Origin of the sequence: Nocardiopsis sp. YSL2 (genome assembly GCF_030555055.1) — a bacterium.
Classification (GTDB): domain Bacteria; phylum Actinomycetota; class Actinomycetes; order Streptosporangiales; family Streptosporangiaceae; genus Nocardiopsis.
On record NZ_JAMOAO010000001.1, the window covers coordinates 622,432 to 645,488 of the forward strand.

Annotated in this window: 17 protein-coding genes; 8 read left to right on the forward strand and 9 right to left on the reverse strand. The window is 71.8% G+C overall.

Annotated elements, in window-relative coordinates; translation table 11 throughout:
- The first annotated feature begins 9 nt into the window (after positions 1–9).
- The 3 genes from lipB (at position 10) to M1P99_RS02720 (ending at position 2,664) form a co-directional block, all read left to right on the forward strand.
- The gene (lipB, locus tag M1P99_RS02710) at positions 10–708 is read left to right on the forward strand and encodes a lipoyl(octanoyl) transferase LipB (protein ID WP_304451099.1); all 699 of its coding nucleotides are present in this window, start codon (positions 10–12) and stop codon (positions 706–708) included.
- A gap of 68 nt (positions 709–776) precedes the next feature.
- Entirely contained in the window at positions 777–1,730 is a 954-nt protein-coding gene (gene lipA / locus M1P99_RS02715; RefSeq protein WP_304451100.1) for a lipoyl synthase, read from the forward strand.
- A gap of 214 nt (positions 1,731–1,944) precedes the next feature.
- Positions 1,945–2,664, forward strand: a complete 720-nt coding sequence (locus tag M1P99_RS02720) for a DUF4191 domain-containing protein (RefSeq protein WP_304451101.1) — start codon at positions 1,945–1,947, stop codon at positions 2,662–2,664.
- A gap of 60 nt (positions 2,665–2,724) precedes the next feature.
- On the opposite strand, the gene M1P99_RS02725 is transcribed toward M1P99_RS02720, so the two are convergent.
- The 5 genes from M1P99_RS02725 to M1P99_RS02745 form a co-directional block, all read right to left on the reverse strand.
- Complete coding sequence (locus tag M1P99_RS02725) at positions 2,725–2,952, reverse strand: helix-turn-helix transcriptional regulator (protein ID WP_304451102.1); 228 nt, start codon at positions 2,950–2,952, stop codon at positions 2,725–2,727.
- Positions 2,952–3,599 (reverse strand): DUF2975 domain-containing protein, encoded by a 648-nt coding sequence (locus M1P99_RS02730; protein WP_304451103.1) that lies wholly within the window; start codon positions 3,597–3,599, stop codon positions 2,952–2,954. The genes M1P99_RS02725 and M1P99_RS02730 overlap by 1 nt, the downstream gene beginning before the upstream one ends.
- Positions 3,600–3,735: 136 nt before the next feature.
- A complete protein-coding gene (locus M1P99_RS02735; protein ID WP_304455550.1) occupies positions 3,736–5,148 on the reverse strand; it encodes an LCP family protein in 1,413 nt (470 codons plus the stop codon).
- Positions 5,149–5,306: 158 nt separating this feature from the next.
- The gene (locus M1P99_RS02740; RefSeq protein ID WP_304451104.1) at positions 5,307–6,719 is read right to left on the reverse strand and encodes an LCP family protein; all 1,413 of its coding nucleotides are present in this window, start codon (positions 6,717–6,719) and stop codon (positions 5,307–5,309) included.
- A 179-nt stretch (positions 6,720–6,898) separates the two neighbouring features.
- A complete protein-coding gene (locus M1P99_RS02745; protein WP_304451105.1) occupies positions 6,899–7,381 on the reverse strand; it encodes an RDD family protein in 483 nt (160 codons plus the stop codon).
- Positions 7,382–7,736: 355 nt separating this feature from the next.
- Here M1P99_RS02745 and glnA point away from each other — a divergent pair, with 355 nt between their 5' ends.
- Positions 7,737–9,161 (forward strand): type I glutamate--ammonia ligase, encoded by a 1,425-nt coding sequence (gene glnA / locus M1P99_RS02750; RefSeq protein ID WP_304451106.1) that lies wholly within the window; start codon positions 7,737–7,739, stop codon positions 9,159–9,161.
- Positions 9,162–9,343: 182 nt separating this feature from the next.
- Positions 9,344–12,394, forward strand: a complete 3,051-nt coding sequence (locus M1P99_RS02755) for a bifunctional [glutamine synthetase] adenylyltransferase/[glutamine synthetase]-adenylyl-L-tyrosine phosphorylase (RefSeq protein WP_304455551.1) — start codon at positions 9,344–9,346, stop codon at positions 12,392–12,394.
- A 90-nt stretch (positions 12,395–12,484) separates the two neighbouring features.
- On the opposite strand, the gene M1P99_RS02760 is transcribed toward M1P99_RS02755, so the two are convergent.
- The 3 genes from M1P99_RS02760 to M1P99_RS02770 all read right to left on the reverse strand — a co-directional run bounded on the left by M1P99_RS02760 (position 12,485) and on the right by M1P99_RS02770 (position 15,651).
- Positions 12,485–14,272: a carbohydrate-binding module family 20 domain-containing protein gene (locus tag M1P99_RS02760; protein ID WP_304451107.1), complete on the reverse strand. Its 1,788-nt coding sequence runs from the start codon at positions 14,270–14,272 to the stop codon at positions 12,485–12,487.
- Between the two features lie 382 nt (positions 14,273–14,654).
- Positions 14,655–14,993: a hypothetical protein gene (locus tag M1P99_RS02765; RefSeq protein WP_304451108.1), complete on the reverse strand. Its 339-nt coding sequence runs from the start codon at positions 14,991–14,993 to the stop codon at positions 14,655–14,657.
- Positions 14,994–15,060: 67 nt separating this feature from the next.
- A complete protein-coding gene (locus M1P99_RS02770) occupies positions 15,061–15,651 on the reverse strand; it encodes a hypothetical protein (RefSeq protein WP_304451109.1) in 591 nt (196 codons plus the stop codon).
- Between the two features lie 314 nt (positions 15,652–15,965).
- On the opposite strand from M1P99_RS02770, the gene M1P99_RS02775 reads away from it, so the two are divergent.
- From M1P99_RS02775 to M1P99_RS02785, 3 genes are all read left to right on the forward strand, one after another.
- On the forward strand, positions 15,966–16,169 hold the full coding sequence (locus M1P99_RS02775; protein WP_304451110.1) for a hypothetical protein: 204 nt from the start codon (positions 15,966–15,968) through the stop codon (positions 16,167–16,169).
- Between the two features lie 304 nt (positions 16,170–16,473).
- A complete protein-coding gene (locus tag M1P99_RS02780) occupies positions 16,474–19,473 on the forward strand; it encodes an AAA family ATPase (RefSeq protein ID WP_369696489.1) in 3,000 nt (999 codons plus the stop codon).
- Positions 19,474–19,590: 117 nt separating this feature from the next.
- Positions 19,591–20,178 (forward strand): dihydrofolate reductase family protein, encoded by a 588-nt coding sequence (locus M1P99_RS02785; protein WP_304451112.1) that lies wholly within the window; start codon positions 19,591–19,593, stop codon positions 20,176–20,178.
- On the opposite strand, the gene M1P99_RS02790 is transcribed toward M1P99_RS02785, so the two are convergent.
- Entirely contained in the window at positions 20,139–22,919 is a 2,781-nt protein-coding gene (locus M1P99_RS02790) for an HAD-IC family P-type ATPase (RefSeq protein WP_304451113.1), read from the reverse strand. The two genes, M1P99_RS02785 and M1P99_RS02790, sit on opposite strands and share 40 nt — an antisense overlap.
- Positions 22,920–23,057 lie beyond the last annotated feature (138 nt).

A 23,057-nucleotide genomic window follows, 5' to 3' on the forward strand; every position in this document is an offset into this window, starting at 1 on the left:
GGTGTGTGTGTGAGTGATCTCGTTTACGCATGGCTGGGCGACAGCCCCGTCCCCTATCACGAGGGCTGGGACCTGCAGAAGCGGCTCCACGAGCGCCGCGTCGCCGACGAAGTGGCCGACACGGTCCTGCTCCTCGAACACGAACCCGTGTACACGGCGGGCAAGCGCACCGGGAGGTGGGATCGTCCCACCTCCGACCCGGGCGCTCCGGTCGTGGACATCGACCGGGGCGGGAAGATCACCTGGCACGGGCCGGGTCAGCTCACGGTGTACCCCATCGTGAAGTTGCCCGACCCGATCGACGTGATCGCCTACGTGCGCATGCTGGAGGAGGCGATCCTCCGCACGATCGCGGAGTACGGCCTGACCGGCAGGCGCGTCGAGGGCCGTACGGGCGTGTGGCTGGACGCCGATCCCGAGCGCGGGCTCATCGAGCGCAAGGTCGCCGCGATCGGCTGCCGGATCGCCCGCGGGGTCGGTATGCACGGACTCGCGTTGAACTGCGATAATGATCTGACGTGGTACGACCGGATCGTCCCCTGCGGGATCTCCGACGCCGGCGTCACCACCATCTCGGCCGAGCTGGGCCGCCCGGTGACCGTCGCCGACGTGCGCCCGCGCGTGGAACGCCACCTGGCCGACGTCCTCGGCGCGACGGAGTACGGCCACACCGACGGCACGGCGCTGCTCGCCGGTGCCGCCGCCTGAGGATGACACAGCCCCCACAAGGGGCAGAGGGTCCCCGCACACGGGGCACAGAAGGGAACGGGTTCACGTTGACCATCGCTCCTGAGGGCCGCAAGCTGCTGCGCGTGGAGGCGCGCAACAGCGAGACCCCCATCGAGAAGAAGCCGCCGTGGATCAAGATCAAGGCGCACATGGGGCCCGAGTACACCGAGCTCCATTCCCTGGTCAAGAGCGAGGGCCTGCACACGGTGTGCCAGGAGGCCGGATGTCCCAACATCTACGAGTGCTGGGAGGACCGCGAGGCCACGTTCCTCATCGGCGGTGACCAGTGCACCCGGCGCTGCGACTTCTGCCAGATCGCCACCGGCAAGCCCACCGCGCTGGACCGCATGGAGCCGACCAAGGTCGCCACCTCCGTCAAGAAGATGGAGCTGCGCTACGCGACCGTCACCGGCGTGGCGCGCGACGACCTGGAGGACGGCGGGGCCTGGCTCTACGCCGAGACGGTCCGCAAGATCCACGAGCTCAACCCGGACACCGGCGTCGAGCTGCTGATCCCCGACTTCAACGCCGACCCCGACCAGCTGGCCGAGGTCTTCGGGTCCCGCCCCGAGGTGCTCGCGCACAACGTCGAGACGGTGCCGCGGATCTTCAAGCGCATCCGCCCCGGGTTCCGTTACGAGCGCTCCCTGGACGTCATCACCCAGGCGCGCGCCGACGACCTGGTGACCAAGTCGAACCTGATCCTGGGCATGGGCGAGACCCGTGAGGAGATCAGCCAGGCGATGCGCGACCTCCACGAGGCCGGCTGCGACCTGCTGACCATCACCCAGTACCTGCGCCCCTCCAAGCTGCACCACCCGATCGACCGCTGGGTGAAGCCGGAGGAGTTCGTGGAGCTGGGCGAGGAGGCCGAGGAGATCGGCTTCGCCGGGGTCATGTCCGGCCCGCTGGTGCGCTCCTCCTACCGCGCCGGGCGCCTGTACAAGCAGGCGCGCGAGAAGCGGGACGCCGAGCTGGCCGCCGCCAAGAACGAGGCATAACGGGCAATCCGCCCGAGTCGTAACCAAGCTGGAACGGTGGCCTCCGGGCCACCGTTCCGCTTGGGCGGACCGTTCCGCCTATCCTGGTGGGAGAGGCGCCCAGCTGGTGGCGCCGGAAGGCGCCGCACCAGGTCGACCGCGAAGAGGAGGCAAGGCAGCCCAGGGAATCCGTTCCCCGCCGACCCCGGGTCGGCGCGCGCTGCCTGAGAGCACGATGGCGAAAAAGCCCAGTTCCCAGACGACGTCCGGCAAGGACGGGGCCGAGAAGCAGCCTGGCCGGCTCAAGCAGATCGGCATGGTCGCCAAGGTCGTCCACCAGCAGAGTCCCAAGAGCATCCCGCTGGCCGCCGCCGTCGCGGTGGTCATCCTCGCCGTCGCCGTCGCCGTCGGGATCTGGACCGGCTCGTGGATCATCTGGACGCTCACCGGTATCCCGCTGGCCTTCCTGGTCGGTTTCATCATCTTCACCCGCTCGGCGCAGCGCGTGCAGTACAAGATGCTGGACGGCCGCCTGGGCGCGGGTATGGCGATCCTGGAGAACATGCGCGGCAACTGGGTCGTCGAGCCCGGTGTGGCCGCCAACAAGCAGATGGACGTCGTGCACCGCGTGGTGGGCCGTCCGGGCGTGGTGCTCGTCGGCGAGGGCGACCCCGGCCGCCTGCGGGGGCTGATCGCGGCCGAGAAGAAGCGCGTCTCGCGCGTGGCGATGGACACGCCCATCTACGACTTCAAGGTCGGCAACGGCGAGGACCAGGTGCCGGTCTCCAAGCTCCAGCGGGCGCTGGTCAAGCTGCCCCGGAACCTGGACAAGTCCGGAACGGCCGAGCTGAACTACCGGCTCAAGGCGCTTCCCGCCGCGATGCAGATGCCCAAGGGCCCGGTCCCCAAGGGCGCGAAGATGCCCAAGGGCATGCGCGGCAAGATGGGCGGCTAGCCGCCTCCGCGAACGCCGAAGGGGGCCGTCCCGCACCGGGACGGCCCCCTTCGGCGTCTGTCACTCCCCTTCCTCGTAGTCGAGGAGGTCACCGGGCTTGCAGTCCAGTTCTCGGCACAGCGCGGCCAGGGTGGAGAAGCGGATCGCGCGGGCGCGGCCGTTCTTGAGCACCGACAGGTTGACGACGGTGACGCCCACCCGCTGGGCCAGCTCGGTGAGGGTGATCCCCCGTTCGGCGAGCACCTTGTCCAGGTGGACCCGGATGCCCGCGGCCTCCTCCGGCGGCATCAGACCAGCCCTTCGACGTCCGCGCGCAGGGCCGTGCCCCGGCGGAACACCTCGGCCAGCGCCGCCAGGAGGAAGCCGGTGAGGACGAGGGGCAGCGAGATCCCTCCCTCGCCGAAGACGACGAAGGAGAAGGCGATCTCGTCGGACTCCAGCGCCCGGCCCCGCAGGACGTTCTCGCACACCGCGGCGACCGTCGGCACCACCACGGAACCGATCAGCACGGTCAGCGCGATGACGTAGACCCGGCGCGCGTTGGCGGGGACGAAGGGGTCTCCGGCTCCCAGGCCGCGGACCAGGCTCCAGACCATCAGGAGCACCAGCAGGGTGGCGGAGACGCCGAGCAGACCGGGTGCCGCGATCAGGAAGCGTTCCCAGGCCGTGGGATCGTGGAACTCGATCACCATCCGCCCGGTGTCGGTGACCGTCACGTCCTGCGCGCTCGTCGGTGCCTCGGTGCGGGGCTCGGGGACGCCGTCCGGCCTGGTGGCGGTGACGGCGCCGGAAGACGTCCCGCTGCCGATGCCGAGCGCGACCCACAGCAGCTGGGCGGTTGCGCCCAGGACGGAGAGCCCGATGCCGAGCACCAGGATGAGGTGGGTGGCGAGGGTGTCGGCCCTGGACCAGCGGAGCGTGGGCAGTGCGCGCACGAAGACCTCTCTCTTATCGTTTCTCGATAATAACGATAAACGATAAGTTCAGACGTGTCATCCCGCTCCCCAGACACGGCGAGGGCCCCGTGCGCTCCGGGCGGCGCGTACCGGGCCCGGCGCCTCGCTCGCAGGATCAGCCGCAGGTGACCTCGTCCTCGGCCGCGGTACTGGTGTCCAGCCCGCCCAGGGCGCCGTCGTCGCCCTCACCGCCGTCCGATCCGCCGCCCAGGCCCACGACCGGCCCCCAGTCCGCGGCGCCCATCACCAGTTCCAGGCCGCCCTCCAGGTCCGGCACCTCCTCGGTCACCGCAGCGGTCAGCGCGGAGGCGAGCAGTTCGGCCTCGGCCTCCTGGCCGGGGCCGTGGTAGACCGTGGTCGCCTCGGGGAACCGCGTCTCGGGGTTGCCCGTGCCGGTCACGGTGAAGCCCTCCTGGGCCAGGAGCGGCTCGACCTGCGCCGCCAGACCGGTCTGGCCCGTCCCGTTGAGGATCCGCACGGAAACATCCGAGGGCTCGACCGGAGCCTCGGACTCCTCCTCGGACCCGCCGTCCTCGTCCTCCCCCTCGTCCTCCGCCTGGACCTCGCCGGCCGCGACGGCGGCGAGCAGGTCCTGCGCCGCGGGCTCCTTGAAGGCCAACTTGTTGTCATCGGCCGGGTGCTCCACGACCGGCACCGTCACCATGGTCATCTGTTCGAGGTCGACCTCGCGCACGGCCACGGCCAACTCGCGCATCTTGTCCACGGTGAGGCCGTCGTCGGTCACGAGGCTGTCGGTGACCGCGTCGATGAAGCTGTAGAGCGTGGTGGGGCTGGAGAGGATGTCCCCGCTGGTGACCTCGCGCATGATGGCGCCCATGAGCCGCTGCTGGTTCTCGATACGGTTCAGGTCGCTGCCGAACTCGGTACTGGCCCGCGAGCGGGCCAGGCCGAGCGCCTGCTCGCCGGTCAGCCGCTGTTCGCCGGCCTCCAGTGTCAGGTGGGCCTTGGGGTCGTTCACCGGCTCGGGCACGCACATCTCCACGCCGCCGATGGTCTCCACGATGGCCTCGAAGCCCGCGAAGTCCACGGCCACGATGTGCTCCAGGTGCACGCCCGTGATGGTCTCCACGGCGTTGCCCTGGCAGTCCATACCGCCGTAGAACATGGCGTGGTTGAGCTGGTCCGAGCCGCCCGCCCAGCCCGGGTAGTCGCCCACCGGGTCACAGGCGGGCAGGTCGACGATGAGGTCGCGTGGCAGGTTGACCATCGTGACGCCGCCGTTGTCCGCGTCGATGCTGACGATCACGAGGACGTCGGGACGGATGCCGTTCTCCTCGCTGAACTGCGCCTCGTCCCCGGCACGCTCGTCGGTCCCCAACAGCAGGATGTTGTGCAGCCCCTCCACCTCGGGAGGCCGGTCGCCCCAGCCGTCGGGGTCCACGGTCTCGGTCTCGACGCTCAGGGCATCGTTGTACATGCCGTATCCGGTCAGGCAGGCGGCGATCACCACACCGGTCGCTCCGCACGCCGACCACTGGCCCAGGCTCAGACGTCTGCGCGCGGGCATCTTCCTACGGGACAACGGGGCACCTGCGATCCGATCCGGGGGCGGGGCGGGATCCGTCCGAAATGGGAGATAACGGCACGAACACAACGGGCGGATGCTACCCGAACACGACACCCGGGGCCAGACCGCGACCGGCGCCCCCGGTCAGGGACCCGCGTTCAGCAGGCGCTCTCCTCGTCGGCCGCGGCGGTGGAGCCGCCCAGGTCCTCGGTGACCGACACCTCGGACCCCGCGTCGGCGAAGCCCGCCCAGTCGGCGCCGATGACCAGTTCGAGGGTCTGCTCCAGCCCTTCGGCCTCCGCGGTCTCGGCCTGGTCCAGGGAACCGGCCAGAAGCTCCGCCGCGGTCTCCTCGCCCGGCGCGTAGTACACGGTGGTGGCCTCGGGGAAGCGCTCCACGGGGTTGCCCGTCCCCGTGACCGCGTAACCCTCGCCGAGCAGGACGCCCTCCACCTCGGCGGCCAGCCCCCCGATGCCCGTGTTGTTGAGGACCTCCACGGAGATCTCGGAGGGGTCCGGAGCCGCCTCGGCCTCCTCGCCGCCGGCGTCCTCCTCGTCCTCCTCCGGCATGAGGGTGCCGTTGTTGACCGCCTCGAACAGCGCCGGGGCGTCGGCGCTCATGATGATGCGGTTGGGGTCGGCCGGGTGCTGGCCGTTGGGGACGGTGACGAACTGGACCCGCTCCAGGTCGACCTCGCGCATGGAGATGGCGATGTCGGCCATCGTGTCGATGGTCAGCTCCTCGTCGGTGGTGATCGAGTCGGTGACGGCGCCGAGGAAGTTCGTGACGGTCACGGGACTGGACATCACCTCGCTGCTGAGGACCTGGCGCAGCATGGCGCCCATGAACTCCTGCTGGCGCCCGATCCGGGACAGGTCGCTGCCGTCGCCCTGGCCGTAGCGCGAGCGCACGAAGCCCAGGGAGTCCTCGCCGTTGAGCGTCTGGCGCCCGGCCTCCAGGTTCAGGTGGGCCTTGGGGTCGTCGATCGGCTCGGGGACGCACATCTCCACCCCGCCGATGGCGTTCACGATCTCCTTGAAGCCGCCGAAGTCCATCATGACGAAGTGGTCCAGGTGCACGCCGGTCACCTGCTCGACGGTGGTCCACTGGCAGCCGATCCCGCCGAAGGTCATCGCCGAGTTGAGCATGCCGCTCTGGGCGCTCATCCCGTCGTACCCCTCGGAGGGCTCGCAGCCGGGCAGGTCGACGACCAGGTCCCGGGGCAGGTTCACCAGCGTGGCCGCGCCGCTGTCGACGTTGACGCTGGCGATGACCATGGTGTCGGGGCGCTCGCCCTCCGCCTCGCCGTACTCGGCGTTCTCACCCGAGCGCACGTCGGAGCCGATGATGAGGATGTTCATCACGCCCTCCACGCTGGTCGGGCGGTCCCACTCGTCGGTGTCCACCTCCGCGGTGGTGATGTTGCCGACGATGCCCTGGTACCAGGTGTAGCCGCCCAGGCTCGCGATGATGGCCAGCGCGGTGGCCGCGCAGGCGACCCACTGGCCCGTGGACAGCCGGGCGGCGCTGAGGACGCCCGAGGGGCGAGGGGCGGAGCGTTTGCCAGCCATACGTACCTTCGGCAGGGTGCGGTGGGACGCGGGGGAGCACGGGGAGGTGCGGGGGATTCGGCTGACGGGACGGACGGGAAGGCGACACCGTCCGGGTCAGGCGATGAACGGATGCTAACAGCAGGTCCGGGGTGCTCCGCACGCACCCGGGCGCGGATCCATCCGGCTCCGCCCCGGCCTCAGAAGCGGGTGGCCACGGTCCCGGCGGCCCGGTCGTGCAGTCCGCGGGTGTCGCGGTCGTAGATGACGGCCGGGATCACCAGGCACAACAGCAGTGTGCGCACGGCCATGGACACGAACCACGGCCAGGACCGCTCCCCCGTGGCGGTGATGCCCACGCCGACGAGGCGGCGGCCGAAGGTCGTGCCGAAAAGCGTCAGCAGCAGGATGTTCATCGCCGCGAACACCACCAGGGCGGTGTTGCCGACCAGGGTCGAGGCCGCTTCCGGGACGGAGAGCCCGGCACCGATGAGCCCCGCGCCGTAGGCGCCCCAGGCGACCAGCAGGGCCAGGATCCAGTCCAGGGCCAGTCCGACGAGGCGGCGGCCGACGCCCGGCACCGATCCGGTCCCGGTCTCCGGCAGGCCCAGCCGGTTGCCCCGGTAGCGGAAGTCGTCGTCGGGGTCGGCGGCCTCGGTACCGCTCCGGCGCTTGTCAGTCATGCCGTCCACGCTATCCGCACGGTGGCGGCGACCGGTTGCGGGGCTGTGACCGAACGCGGTGGCGTCCGAGGCGGAACGCCGCGGGTGGGAGCATGGCGTATGCCACAGGAGCGACCACGGACAGTGGGCAGAACACCCTGTTTTAGGGTGATCCGTGGTGGAATCACCGAGTCAAGCGTGTTGGTCTGCGAAAACACCTGGCTCCGTAACATGCAGGAAACAATAGAGACATGGCGCGGAAATGACGCGCTCCTAGCTTCGATGACGAAGCCGGGAGACGTCGCGTGTTCCGACATGTCCGCGATGGGGCGGACCCGGTGATCCGGCGTCTCAGCCACCTGCACGGAGGTTCGTTTTGTTCAGCAGCATCAGCGAGGTGCTCGACTTTATCCGCGACGAGGACGTCAAGTTCCTCGACGTCCGCTTCACGGACCTGTTCGGGGGCGTGAACCACGTCACCCTCCCGATCGAGAACGTCGACGAGGGCACGTTCAAGGACGGCCAGATGTTCGACGGGTCGTCGATCCGCGGCTTCCAGGCCATCCACGAGTCCGACATGCTGCTGCTCCCCGACCTGAGCACCGGTGTCGTGGACCCGTTCCGCAAGCACAAGACGCTGAACATGACGTTCTTCGTCCACGACCCGCTCACGCTGGAGTCCTACAGCCGCGACCCCCGCAACGTGGCGCGCAAGGCCGAGGCCTACCTCGCCAGCTCCGGCGTCGCCGACACCGCGTTCTTCGGCCCCGAGGCCGAGTTCTACATCTTCGACGACGTCAAGTTCGAGACCCGCTCGAACACCGGCTTCTACGAGATCGACTCCATCGAGGGCGCCTGGAACACCGGCTCCGCGGTCGAGGGCGGCAACCGCGGCTACCGTCCGCGCTACAAGGGCGGCTACTTCCCCGTCGAGCCGGTCGACCACTACAGCGACCTGCGCTCCGACATGGTCCGCACCCTGATCGACTCCGGCGTCGACGTCGAGCTCCAGCACCACGAGGTCGGCACCGCCGGCCAGGCCGAGATCGGCATCCGTTTCGGCACCCTGCTCCAGCAGGCCGACAAGGTGCAGCTGTACAAGTACATCGTCAAGAACGTCGCCAACGAGGCGGGCAAGACGGCCACGTTCATGCCCAAGCCGCTCTTCGGTGACAACGGCTCCGGCATGCACTGCCACCAGAGCCTGTGGAAGGACGGCGAGCCGCTGTTCTTCGACGAGTCCGGCTACGGCCAGCTCTCCGACACGGCCCGCTACTACATCGGCGGCCTGCTCAAGCACGCCTCCGCGCTGCTGGCCTTCACCAACCCCACGGTGAACTCCTACCACCGCCTGGTGCCCGGCTACGAGGCCCCGATCAACCTGGTCTACAGCCAGCGCAACCGCTCGGCCTGCATCCGCCTGCCGCTGACCGGGTCGAACCCGAAGGCCAAGCGCATCGAGTTCCGCGTGCCGGACCCCTCGGCCAACCCGTACCTGGCCTTCTCGGCCATGATGATGGCGGGCCTGGACGGCATCAAGAACAAGATCGAGCCGCCGGAGCCGGTCGACAAGGACCTGTACGAGCTTCCGCCCGCGGAGGCCCAGGCCATCAAGACCGTCCCGGCGTCCCTGGACGAGGCGCTGGAGGCCCTGGAGGCCGACCACGAGTTCCTGCTCGAGGGCGGCGTGTTCACCAAGGACCTCCTGGAGACCTACATCGACTTCAAGCGCACCGAGGAGATCGACTCCCTGCGTCTGCGTCCGCACCCGCGCGAGTTCGAGCTCTACTACGACATCTAGGTCGGTGTCGGCCGGCCCGTTCCGCTCGCTCGGACGGGCCGACGGGCCAGGAACACAGCAGTTCCCCGGAGTGGCGCGCCCGAGGCGCGCCACTCCCCCACGGGGCCGGTATCCGTTCGGATACCGGCCCCGACCGGTTTCGGGACTACCGTTGACGCGTGGCAAGGGACGGAATCAACACCATGACGGCAGGCGCACTCGCCAGGCGCGGCTTCAGTGACAGCACCCGGGCCCTGCGCCTGATGACCGAGGCGGGCCTGAACGCCGAGGCCGACACCGACGTCATCAGCGACCTCGCGGCGGCCCCCGACCCCGACCAGGCCCTGCTCGGCCTGATCCGGGTCCTGGAGGCCTCCTCCGACCCCGACGAGATGCTCGCCGTGCTGCGCGAGGACCCCGATCTGCGGGCCCGGCTGTGCCGGGTGCTGGGGGCCAGCACGGCGCTGACCGACCACCTGGTCCGCCACCCCGGGGACTGGCGGGAGCTGCGGGGAGCCGACGCCGCCCGCTCCCCCGAGCCCGAGGAGCTGCGGCACGGACTGCTGCACACCGTGGGCGCCGACCCCAACGCGCGGGCGCCGCGGGCCGACCCCGTCGTGTCCGACGACGGGTCGCTGCACGCCCTCAAGCACACCCTGCGCGTGGCCTACCGGCGGCGCGTCCTGCGCCTGGCCGGACGCGACCTGACGGGGCTGTGCACGGTCGACCAGGTCGCCGCGGAGCTCGCCGACCTGGCGGCCGCCACCCTGGACGCCGCGTTGGCGGTGGCGCGCGCGGAGTTCCCCGAGGACGCCGACCGCTGCCGCCTGGCCGTCATCGCGATGGGCAAGTGCGGCGGACGGGAGCTCAACTACGTCAGCGACGTGGACGTGGTGTTCGTGGCCGAGCCCACCGAGGAGCCCGGTTCCGACACACCCGTGGACGACCAGGCGGCGATGCGCTCGGCCACCCGGCTGGCCACGGCGATGATGCGGATCCCCTCCGAGACCGACGCCGAGGGCACCCTCTGGGAGGTGGACCCGGCGCTGCGCCCGGAGGGCAAGAACGGTCCCCTGGTACGGCCGTTGTCGGGCCACGTGGCCTACTACGAGCGCTGGGCCAAGACCTGGGAGTTCCAGGCACTGCTCAAGGCACGGCCCGTCGCGGGTGACATGGAGCTGGGCCGCGCCTACGAGGCCGCGATCGCCCCGATGGTGTGGGGGGCGACCGAGCGCGCCAACTTCGTCGAGGACGTACAGGCGATGCGCCGCCGCGTGGTGGCGCACATCCCGGTCGCGCACACCGAGCACGAGCTGAAGCTCGGGCCGGGCGGGCTGCGCGACATCGAGTTCTCCGTCCAACTGCTCCAGTTGGTGCACGGGCGCACGGACGAGCGACTGCGCTCGGGCAACACCCTCGACGCGCTGGCGGCCCTGTCCGAGCACGGGTACGTGGGCCGCGGCGACGCGGTGGGCCTGGCCGAGGCCTACCGGTTCCTGCGCCGGGTCGAGCACCTGCTGCAGCTGGAGCGGCTGCGGCGGACCCACCTGATGCCCGACCCCGCCAGCCCCGACGGCCCGCACCAGCTCCGGCGGCTGGGACGGTCGCTGGGCTACACGGCCGACCCCGTGCGGGAGCTGACCGAGGCGCGCCGCCGCGTGTCCTCGGAGGTGCGGCGCCTGCACGAGAAGCTGTTCTACCGGCCGCTGCTCAACGCGGTGGCCAAGCTGCCGGGCGAGGAGGCGCGGCTCACCCCCGAACAGGCCCGGGTACGCCTGGAGGCGCTGGGATTCGCCGATCCCGCGGGGGCGCTGCGCCACCTGGAGTCGCTGACGTCCGGGGTGTCGCGGCGCGCGGCGATCCAGCGCACCCTGCTGCCGGTCATGTTGGGCTGGTTCTCCGACGCGCCCGACCCCGACGCGGGGCTGCTCGGGTTCCGGCAGGTCAGTGACGCCCTGGGCACGACGCCCTGGTACCTGCGGCTGCTCCGCGACGACGTGCGGGTGGCCGAGCGGATGGCCTGGCTGCTGGGCACGAGCCGGTACGTGACGGAGCTGCTGCTGCGGGCCCCGGAGGCCGTGGGGATGCTCGCCGACGACGCCGACCTCACGCGGCGCAGGCCCGAGGTGCTGGCCGCGGAGGCCGAGGCGGCGCTGCGCCGCTACGACACGGCCGAGGAGTCGGTGGCGGCGGTGCGGGCGCTGCGCCGCCGCGAACTGCTGCGCACGGCCGTCGCGGACCTGCTGGAGGTGTCGACGGTCCAGGACGTGGGCTCGGCGCTCACCGATATCGCGGCGGTGACCATCGAGGCCGCGCTGCGCCTGGCCGTCAACCGCGTGGTGGCGGCCTCGGGCGACGAGCCGCTGACACGGGTGTGCGTCATCGCCATGGGCCGCTTCGGCGGCGGTGAGCTGACCTACGCCAGCGACGCCGACGTGATGTACGTGCACGACCCCCTGCCGGGGGTCGAGACGGGCGCGGCCACCAGGCAGGCGCTGGAGGTGGTGCGCGAGCTGGCGCGACTGCTGGAGATGCCGGCCGCCGAGCCGCCGCTGAAGGTGGACACCGACCTGCGCCCGGAGGGGCGCAGCGGACCGGTCGTGCGCACTCTGGACTCCTACGCCGCCTACTACGGCCGCTGGTCGCAGGTGTGGGAGAGCCAGGCACTGCTGCGCGCCCGCCCGATCGCCGGCGACCCGGAGCTGCGCCAGGCGTTCACCGCGCTCATCGACCCGATCCGCTACCCGGAGGGCGGGATCGACTCCGCGGCCGTGCTGGAGATCCGCAAGCTCAAGGCACGGATGGAGGCCGAGCGGCTGCCGCGCGGGGCGGATCCGACACTGCACACGAAGCTGGGCCGGGGCGGCCTGTCGGACGTGGAGTGGGTGGCGCAGCTGGTCCAGCTCCGCCACGCCCACGAGTACCCGGACCTGCGCACGACGGGCACGCTGGAGGCCCTGGACGTGGCGGTGGCGCACGGGATGCTGGCCGCGGACGACGGTGTGGTGCTGGAGCAGGCCTGGCGTCTGGCCTCGCGGGTGCGCGGGATGGTCATGCTGGTGCGCGGCCGGCCCGGGGACTCGCTGCCCACGGACCTGCGGGTGCGTTCGGCGCTGGCCGAGGCGATGGGCTGCCGCAGCGGCGAGGGCGAGGACGACGTGTGGGAGGGCGCGGCCGAGCAGCTGGCCGAGGCCTACCTGCGCACGACGCGGCGGGCCCGCGCGGTGATGGAGCGCGTGTTCTACGACGGCTGAGCCGGGCCCACGAGCGGGCACCCCCGCGCCGGAGGAGTGTGGCGCGGGGGTGCCGTGGGAGGGGCCGTGGAGTGAGGCGGCCCGGGTGGTTCAGTCGCGCCAGACGGGGGCGGAGTCGGGGCCGACGCGGTTGCCGCCGGACTCCCACTGGACGTTGCCGGCGCCGTCGACCTTGACGAGCTTCCACTCGTCGTCGTCACCGATGGTGACCTCTCCGGTCCACTGCGGGTAGGTGCTGCCGTCGGTGGACAGCTTCACGCCGCTGGTGGGGTTCCAGGAGCCGAGGGCGTCGGTGTTGCCGACGACGTACACCTCCTGGCCCCAGTTGGTGTAGGCGGTGGCGGAGATCTCGAAGGTGTCGCTGCCGCCGTCGTCGTCGCAGTCGACGGGGTCGCAGACGCCGTCGACGTGGATGGCGACGGCGCCCTCGGCCGGGACCTCCACGGTGACCTGGCCGCCGGAGACGGTGGCCGAGCCGGTGCCCGCCGCGTTCTCGTACACGCCGTCGGGCATGGACGTGCTGGCGGTGACGTTCCAGGTGCCGCCGCCGGCGTTGAAGGCCGCGAAGCCGCGGTCACCGCGGTCGAAGGCGACCCGAGAGCTGCCGTCGGCGGCGCGCTGGGTGATGCCGGTGCCGTCGGTGGAGTTGCGGAAGGAGGCCATCCCCGCGACGGTGCCGTCGCGGTGCTCGCAGACCCAGTCGGCGTCGGCGCAGTCGCTGTCCTCGGTGATCCACCCGGCGGGGTTGCCGTCGACCTCGCCGACGCTGGGCGGGCCCTCGGTCTGGTTGTCGCCGAAGTCGTAGCTCGACATCACCACGGGGGTGCCGTAGGGGTGGGCGAGCATGAAGGCGGTGGCGAGGTGGTAGCGGTCGCCGTCCTTGTAGGTGAGGGTCGGCGTGTAGCGCTGGGTGTCGTGGTTGTCGACGAACACCATGGCCTCGTCGGCGGTCAGGCCCCCGTAGTCGGGCATGTCGACCAGTCCGGCGAGGTCGCCGCCGGCGAACTTGCCCGCGAAGTCGTTCTTGTAGTCGAAGTTGGTGACCTTGCCGTACGGGGTGTAGGCGGTGTAGGGCACCGTCTGGTCGCCGTAGACCTCGTGGTAGACGTCGGGCTGCCCGCCGAAGCCGGGGACCTCGTTCAGTCCGCCGAAGATCGCCTCGACATCGGCCTCGGGAACGTGCTTGGAGGCGTCCACGCGGAATCCGCCCACGCCCATGTCCACGAGCCCGTTGAGGTAGCGCCGGAGCTGCTCACGCACGTGCGGGGTGGCGGTGTTCAGGTTCGAGAGCTCCAGGAGCTCACAGTTCTGGACCTCCCACTTGTCGTTCCAGTCGCTGATGGTCTCGAAGCAGGGGCCGAAGTCGTCACTGTCGTAGGCGGCGCTGCCGTCGCCGAACAGGTCCGGATTGGCGTACTTCTCCCACGCGGTGCCGTTGCTGCCGGTGCCCGAGCCGTTGCCGGTCATGTGGTTGATGATGACGTCGGCGTAGATCCGGACGCCGTTGTCGCGGCACGTGGCGACCATGGCCTCGAACTCCGCCGCCGTGCCGCGCCGGGTGTTGTCGATCTGGTAGGAGACCGGCTGGTAGTCCTGCCACCAGGGGTAGTTGCCGCCCTCGGCGGAGGGGATGACCACGTGCTCCTGGGGCGGGGAGACCTGGACGCCGCCGAACCCGTTCGGGCCGAGGAAGTCCTCGCACTCGGCGGCCACCGAGTCCCAGTTCCACTGGAACAGGTGGACGATCGTCCCGCCGTTCTGCTCGGCTGCGGGGACCTCCGCGGGGGCGGGGGCGGCCGACGCCGGGGCCGGAGCCGCGAGAAGGCCGGCGGCCAGCGCCGCGGCCCCCGCGAGGGAGCCGAGTCTGCGTCTGTTCATGTTCGCTCCTTGGGGGGAGGGAGTTGCGCGGTGGGGCCGCGCTGCCACACCGCCGCTCTCTTGCAGACTCTGCAAGAGTTTGCGTGAATGTGGTGAACTTAACAGAAGAGTCCAGCGTTGTGAACAGGAGATTGCCGCCGGATCTCCTCGTGCCGCGACGCGCACACTGAGTGAGATCAGTCCGTTGAACTGCGAAGTTCAGGGCCTTGGCGCAGGGATGACGCGGACCACCGAACACACGCCCACCGCGTGACCAGGCGCGATACGCCGCGGTTCTGCGTGAAAGATGCACGCAAGATTTCGGCAAGAGGGCGTGAAGAAGCCGGTGGCGGCGCGGCCCTGCGGGGGACCGCGCCGCCACCGGCGCAGCGGGGAGGGCGGATCACCAGAAGACGGCGACACCGATGTTGAGGATGGCGAGCACGCCCGCGATGGTGGCCAGGCGGCTGGACGGCTTGCGCAGGTTCATGACGCCCACGACCACCACGGCCAGGGCGACGATGAGCTTGACGCCCACCTTGATGTTGTCGACCTCGGCGACCCCGGACATCTCGGCGACCCCCACGAGGGCCAGGCCGGTGACCAGTTGGAGCAGGGAGCTGTGCAGCAGCACCTTGGTCGACTTGGCGTGACCGGTCATGACCTGCATGAGGAAGCCCGCGAGGATGCCGGCGAGACCGATCATGTGCAGGAAGACGAGCGCGGAGTAGATGATGTCCATGGCGACACACTACTACGCGTCGTAGTTTTTCCGGCCCCGGATATGACGCGTTGACGTCACGGCCCGGTCACCGGCTCCGGAGCGCGCCCCTGCGCCGCCACAGGAACCAGACCAGCACGAGTACCAGCCCCGCACCGACCGAACCGACCAGTGTCGCCCGGTCCGCGAGCCCGCCGAGGGCCGCCGACCGCTCGGTGACCAGCACGGTGTCGCTCGCGCACGCCGTGGGCTCGGCGTCGCGGTCCAACAGCAGGCAGGCCGTGCTCATCAGGCGCTCGTCCACGGCGGTGTCCTCGGCGATCCGCACGCGCACCGTGTGGTGGGCCTCCCCGCCGGCGGGGATCCCGACCCCCCAGTTGGCGATGCCCTCCTCCACCATGCCGCCCTGGCCGACCTCCAGGACCTCCATCCCCTCCGGGACGTGCTGGGCCAGGAGGGCGCCCTCCACCGGGGCGCTGTCGCCGTTGGTCACGCTCGTCCGCAGGACGACCTCCTCCCCCGGAGCCGCCCCGTCCTCCCCCGACACGGACAGGCTCACCGGCGCCGCCTGCTCGTCGGCCGCGGCCCCGCTCGCGACCAGGGCCGCCGCCCCGACCGCGACCGCGCCGATCAACACCGGTACCGCGCGGTACCGGCTCCCCCCGAGCACTCGCGACATCACGCACCTCCTGTACGTCCACCCTGTCAGCCCTAGACAACTACGAGTCACCGTGAGAACGCCTTCAGTGACACACCTTGGTCTCGGCTCGAGTGCTCCGCCCGGGTCTGGCCGCCGCACGGCGGACCAACGCTCCGGGCCTCCTGAGACCGCCTCAGGTCCTCCGGCGGGGGCCTTAGGCCGACCGGGCCGACCCGGGCGCCGGACGCGGTCAGGACTGGGCATCCTCCCCATGCGCGGGGCGGGGCCTTAGACCGATCGTTGTTCTCAGGCGGCGGGGACACAGGGTCTCCGCCCACGGGGGAAGGCCCACCATGTACCACCCGGACCTGTTCAGCTCGACCGCCGACTACGTCAGCCGCGAGCGCCGACGCGAGGCGGAGCACGTCCGCGCGATCAAGCGGGCCCGCGCCGAGGAGCGTGCCGCGCGCCGCGCCGAGAAGAAGAAGGGCCACCGGCAGGGCAGGGAGGACGTACCGGATTCCGGGGCCCGCGCGCGCTTCGGCCGCGCCGCCTGATCCCGTGGGCGGTCTCCGATCCACGGCGTCCCGCACGCGACCGGGAGGAGGGTCCGACGGGCGGGCGGCCGTGGAGCGCCCGAGCGCGCTCTCGCGAGAGGCCGGCGGCCCCTGACGGAGGCCCGGGGCGCGGGCGGCACCGCGCGCGGGCAGGGGCGGCACCATGCGTCGCCGGAACTGGTGGACGACGCTCTGGCCGGCCACCGCCGCCGGGGTCCGGCTCTCGCCCGCGAGCCGGGCCCGGCCTGACCGGGCCTGGGGAAAACCACAGGCGGTCCACACGACCGACGGCATAATGGCCTCTATGCCCCAACTCGTACAGTCCTGTCCCGTCTTTGTCGGACGCGAGCGACCGCTGCGGCTCCTGGGCGAGCACGCCGAGCGCTCGCACACGGAGTCCTCCGGCATGGTCCTGGTCGGCGGTGACGCGGGGGTCGGCAAGAGCCGACTGGTGGGCGAGTTCACCGCCGCCCCGACCACGGGGTCGGTGTACGTGGGCGGCTGCCTCCAGCTGGGGGTGGACGGGCTCTCCTACGCCCCCTTCACCGCGGTCCTGCGCCAGGTGCTGCGCGAGCGCGGGAGGGCGGCGTTCGAGGCCGCTGCCCCGGGCGGGGTGGGCGAGTTCGCCCGGCTGCTGCCCGAGCTGGGCGAGGCGCCCGGGGACCGCAGGGAGAACCGGGGCATCCTCTTCGAGCAGGTGCTGCGCCTGTTCACCCAGGCCGCCCAGGACTCACCGCTGACCGTGGTCCTGGAGGACCTGCACTGGGCCGACGGCGCCACGCGCGACCTCCTGGTGTTCCTGGTGCGCAACCTGGACCTGCCGGGGATACTGATCATCGGCACCTACCGCAGCGACGACCTGCACCGCACCCACCCCCTGCGGCGGCTGATCCCCGAACTGGAGCGCGCGCCCAACGTGCTGGGGCTGCGCCTGGAGCCTCTGACGCGGGAGGAGGTGGGCCGCCAGGCCGCGGCCATCCGGGGCGCGGAGCTGACGCCGGAGAAGCTGGACGCCCTCTACCGCCGCACCGACGGCATCCCTTTGTTCGTGGAGTCCCTGGCGGCGGACGACTCCTGCACCACCGGTGAGAACCCCGACGTGCCGGAGCACTTCCGCGACCTGCTGCTGGAACCGCTGCACCGGTTCGACGACACCGCGCTGTCGGTGCTGCGGGTGGCGTCGGTGGGAGCGGTCTCCGAGAGCATCGAGCACGAGATCCTCTACCACGCGGCGGGGCTGCCCGAACACGAGCTGGAGCGCGCGCTGCACACCCTGGTGGACGCCAACGTGCTGCGGTCGGGCCGTACCGACTACCGGTTCCGGCACGCCCTGCTGCGCGACGCCGTGCACGAGGAGATCCTGCCGGGCCCCCACTCGCGGCTGCACCTGCGCTTCGCCCAGCTCATCGAGGAGTACCCCGACGCCGTGCCAGCCGACCGCCGCGCCGCCGAGCAGGCACACCACTTCCTGGCGGCGCGGGACCTGCCGAGCGCGCTCCAGGCCGCGTGGTGGGCGGCGGTCCGGGCCGGCGACACCCTGGCGTTCAGCGAGGAGCTGGACATGCTGGAGCGCGTACTGGACATGTGGGACCAGGTGCCCGACGCCGCGGAGCGGGTCGGGGGACGCACGTGGGCGCAGGTGGTCAGCGCGGCCGCCGCCGCGGCGCTGGAGGCGGGCCGGCACAAGCGGGCCCGCGAGCTGGCCGACGAGGCACTGGCGACCCTGGCGGGGGACGCCGACGACGACCACACCCTCACGGTGCGGGCCGAGCTGCTGCGCCTCCGGGGCCAGGCACGCGCCCAGCAGCTCAACGGCGGCGGTGTCGAGGACCTGGTGCGCGCCCTGGAACTGCACCCGCCGCACATGCCGGGGTACGGCCTGTTGCTGTCGATCCTGGCCAAGACGAGCCTGCTCTACCGCGTGGACCGTGAGCCGTCGCCGGACCAGCTCCAACTGCGGGAGCTGGCGGAGCGCGGACTGACGGGACGGCGGCTGGCGGAGTTGGCCGTGGAGGTCTCCGCCTCCGGGCGCGGGGGCGACGCGTGCGCCGCCGCCGACGCCCGGATCACCCTGGGCGGGATCAGCCTGGCCGAGGGCGACCTGGAGACCGGGCGCCCCCTGTTCCTGGAGGGCATCGCGCGCTCGCACCAGACCAACGACCCCAACCTGGAGGCGCGCGGGGTCGGCAACCTGGCGCACTTCCTGCGGGAGCTGGGCCGGCACGAGGAGGGCCTGGTGGTCCTGGAGGACGCCCTGGAGCGGCACAGGGCCCTGGGGTGGGCGTCCGTGCACAGCCACTTCAACCACCAGAACCGCGCCGAGATCCACTTCGAGCTGGGCGACCTGGCCACCGCGCGCGAGATCGTGGAGCGGGTGCTGCGCACCCGCCCCTCGGACAAGCAGCGCGTCTACATCGCGAGTGTGCTGATGCGCGTCGCCGTGGCCCAGGGCGACACCGCGACGGCCCGGGCGTGGGTCCAGCCCATGCTGGAGCAGGAGACCCTGCGCGCGCACCGGATGAACATCGTGCAGTTGGCCGCCCTGGGCATCCTGGACACGCGGTTGGCCGAGGACCGGCTGGACACCGCGCTGGAGGTGGCGCGGCGGCTGTTGGAGGAGCTGGAGCTGGAGGCCGCCCCGGGCTACTCCTGGCCGATGGCCGACGTGATGGCGGAGGCCGTCCGGCGCGGGGCTGCCGCCGGTCGGGCGCCGGCGACGGTCGAGCACGCCGCCCGGGTGCGCGCCCTCACGGTCAAGGTCACCGAGCAGATGTCCGTGCACGGTCCCGTCCAGCGGGCGCACCGCGCCGCCGTCACGGCGCGCACGGCGGCGGCGGAGGGGGCGGGTGGCCCGGACCTGCTGGAGTACTGGTGCGAGGCGGTGCGGGCCTGGGAGCGCACGCCCCTGCGGCTGCACCTGTCCGAGGTCCGGCTGCGGGCCGCCGAGGCGGCGGTCGCTGCGGGCGAACGGGAGCGTGCCGCGGAGTGGACGCGCCAGGTGTTCGAGACGGCGTCCGCCTGCGGGGCGGCCCCGCTGGCGGGCGCGGCCGCCGACCTGGCGCGTCGGCTCGGCGTGGGGCTGGGTGAGGACGCGGCGCCGCCGCCGTCCCCGGCTGGGCTGACCGCGCGGGAGCTGGAGGTCACCCGGCTGCTGGCGTCGGGACGCACCAACGCGCAGATCGCGGCGGAGCTGTTCATCAGCCCCAAGACCGCGAGCGTGCACGTGTCCAACATCCTGGCGAAGCTGGAGGTGGCCAACCGCGCCGCCGCCGGGGCGCGCGCCCGCGAACTCGGCCTGGCCTGAGCCGACGGATCCCGGACCGGACCCCGGCCCCGGCGTGCTCGACAAACCACTACGAATCAAGTACTTTGAGCGAAGCACTTCAATCGTTGTGGTCTGTGGACCGCACAAAGGAGGACCATGCGCACGCTCACCTACTTCGTCGCGGTGTCACTGGACGGCTTCGTCTGCGCACCCGACGGCACCTTCGACTTCTTCCCCCAGTCCGACGAGTCCGGGGCCTACCACGCCCGCGAGTACCCCGAGCTGATCCCGACCCACGTCCGCGAACAGCTCGGCCTCGACGTCCCCAACCAGAGGTTCGACACCCTCCTCCAGGGCCGGGGGTCCTACCAGGTCGCCCTGGACGAGGGCATCACCAGCCCCTACGCCCACATGCGCCAGTACGTGCTCTCGCGGACCCTGGCCAAGGACACCGACCCGGACGTGACGATCGTCGACACCGATCCGCTCGCTCTGGTCCGCGCACTCAAGCGGCAGGAAGGTGACCTGGGGCTCTGCCTGGTCGGCGGCCCGACCGCCGCCGGTGTGCTGCTGCCGGAGATCGACGAGCTGATGATCAAGCGCTACCCGGTGATCGCCGGAGCCGGGCGGCCGTTCGTCGACGCTGCCTTCGCCCCGGCGGCCTTCGAGCGCGTGCGGAGCACCGTCCTCGGCGACGGAGCCGACTACACGCTCTTCCGCCGCACCGCGTCGCCCGCGGGGTGAGCCCGGCCGGAGCGTCCCGTGGCGCTGCGCCCGCCGCTGCGGCCGGCGCGCCCGGCCCATCGGCGCAGCGCCTTCTCCGCCTCCACCGCCACCAGGACACTGGCCGCGACGGCCACCATGACCGGCCAGTACTCCAGCGGCAGCGGTTCGACCCTCAACACGAACCGTGTCGGGGGGAAGTACAGGGCCGCGGCGTGCAGGGCCAGTGTGGCCGCGGTCGCCACCACCAGGAAGCGGTTGTCGCGCAGCGGCACGGACAGGACGGACCGGTGCTGGGACCGGGCGTTGCCCGCCTGGAAGGCGGCGAAGAGGACCAGGGTGGTCAGCGCCACCGTCTGGGCGGTGGTGGCCGACCCGGTGTCCTCCAGTGCCCAGGCGAACAGCGCCACCGCCCCGACGGCCTGTACGAGCCCGGTCAGGACCGTCCGCCGCCACATCAGCGGTGAGAGGATCCCTTCCTGCGCCGCGCGCGGCGCACGGCGCAGGACGTCGCGGTCACCGCGCTCGAACACCAGCGCCACGTCCTGGAGCCCGTTGGTGACGAGGTTGAGCCACAGCAGCTGCGCGGGCAGCATGAGCAGGGGCCAGCCCGCCGCGACCGACACGATCAGGGCCAGGATCGTCGCCACCGCCGTGGACACCAGGAAGAACGTGGCCCGCCGGACGTTCTCGAAGGTGACCCGGCCGAGTTCGACCGCGCGCACGATGCTGGTGAAGTCGTCGTCGGTGAGCACGATCTCCGATGCCTCGCGGGCCACGTCGGTGCCCGCCCGCCCCATCGACACCCCGATGGAGGCCGCCTTGAGCGCGGGGGCGTCGTTGACGCCGTCACCGGTCACCGCGACCGTCTCGCCGCACTCCTGGAGGGCACGGACGATGCGCAGCTTGCCCTCGGGCGACACGCGCGCGAACACGGTGGTGCCGTCCAGGGCCGCGGACAGGGCCGCGTCGTCCATGGCGTCGACTTCGGCCCCGGTGACGGCCGGCCCCGCGCCGTCCGCGATGTCCAGTTCGGCGGCGATCGCCCGAGCGGTCAGCGCGTGGTCGCCCGTGATCATCAGCACGCGCACACCCGCCGCGTGGCAGGCCCGCACCGCCTCCCGCACTCCTGCGCGCGGCGGATCCACGAGCCCCACCAGCCCGACGAACACCAGGCCGCGCGGGTCCTCCAGGTCGATGGGCGTGTCACCGGGCGCGCGCGAGCGCCCCACCGCCAGGGCCAGGACGCGCAGCCCCGTACCGGCCATCGCGTGGGCCGCCTCCCGCACCGCGTCCAGGTCCGGGTCGGCGGCGCCGTCGCCCCCTTCACCCTCCCCGTGGACGGAGTCGCACATCGCGGCCACCCGCTCGGGAGACCCCTTGACGAACAGCGCCGCGCCGCCGCCCACGCCCCAGTGCCGCAGCGACGCCGAGTACTGCTGGGCGGGTTCGAAGGGCACGTCGGCCACCAGTCCGAACGCGTCGCGCAACGGCTCCGGCTCCAGCCCCGCGCGCGAGGCCGCCCTGAGCAGAGCGATCTCGGTGGGGTCGCCGACACCGCCGTCCCCACCCGGCTCGACCGCGGCCTCGTTCGTCAGGACCCCGGTGACCAGGGCGAGAACGAGCGGGTCCAGGTCGAGCGGTGAGGCCGCCGCGTCCACCGACGCGGGTCGCGCCGGGTCCGGCCGTTCCAGGTCCCGCTCCCGGCCGCCCGCCCACAGCCGGCGGACCGTCATCCGGTTCTCCGTGAGCGTTCCGGTCTTGTCCGCGCCGATGACGGTGGCGCTGCCCAGGGTCTCCACGGCCCGCAGGTGCCGCACGATGGCCCCGCCGCGCGCCATCCGGGTGACCCCGATCGCCAGCGCGATGGTGAGCACGATCGGCAGCCCCTCGGGGATCGCGGCCACCGCGAGCGCCACCGCGGCCAGGAACAGCTCGCGCGGCTCCCCACCGTTGATGAGGCCCAGGACGAGGACCAGGGCACAGGCGACCAGCACCACCACCATGATCAGCCGGGCCAGGCGCCGCAGGTGTCGGTTCAGCGGGGTCTCCGGTTGGCGCTCGGTCTCGATGAGGTCGGCGATCCCGCCCAGCCGTGTGGACCGCCCGGTGGCGAAGACCACGCCCTCACCGCGCCCGCTGGTCACCATGGTGCCCGAGTGGGCGAGCGATCCGAGGTCGCCGACCGCCAGGTCGCGGTCCAGGGCTCGGGTGTGCTTGGTGACGGGTGCCGACTCCCCCGTCAGCGGGGACTCGTCGATCCGCAGCGCCTGCGCCCGGATCAGACGGAGGTCGGCGGGCACACGGACACCCGACTCCAGCAGCACCACGTCACCGGGGACCAGATCGCGGCCGTCGACCTCGCGGTCCGTGCCGTCGCGCAGGACGCGGGCGCGTGGGACCGCCAGCTTGCGCAGAGCCCGCACCGCGGTGTCGGCCCGGCGTTCCTGGACGAATCCGATACCGGCGTTGAACAACAGGACCGCGACGATCACGCCGGTGTCGATCCACTCCCCGAGCACGAACGTCACGAAGGCGGCCGCCAGGAGGATCGCGATGAGGGGGCTGACGAACTGGCGTACCAGGAGCCGCGGTACCGAGGGCGGTGCGCTCTCCCTCAGGGCGTTGGGCCCGTACGTGACCAGGCGCCGCGCGGCTTCGTCGCCCGCGAGCCCCTGGGGGGAGGTGTCCAGGGCCTCGATCGCCTCCTGGGGCCCCATGACGTGCCACGCCTCGTCGATCCGCGAACCGGAAGTCGCCACTCTTCCCCCTGTTATCGCCGATCGGCAACGGGAACGCCTGACATACGACTCCATGTTGGCGGTCGCCCGCGGGGCGGGGCAGGGCCGAAGGGCTCGTCGGCACGGGCGTTCGGCCCCTGTCCGCCACGGTGCCGGCGC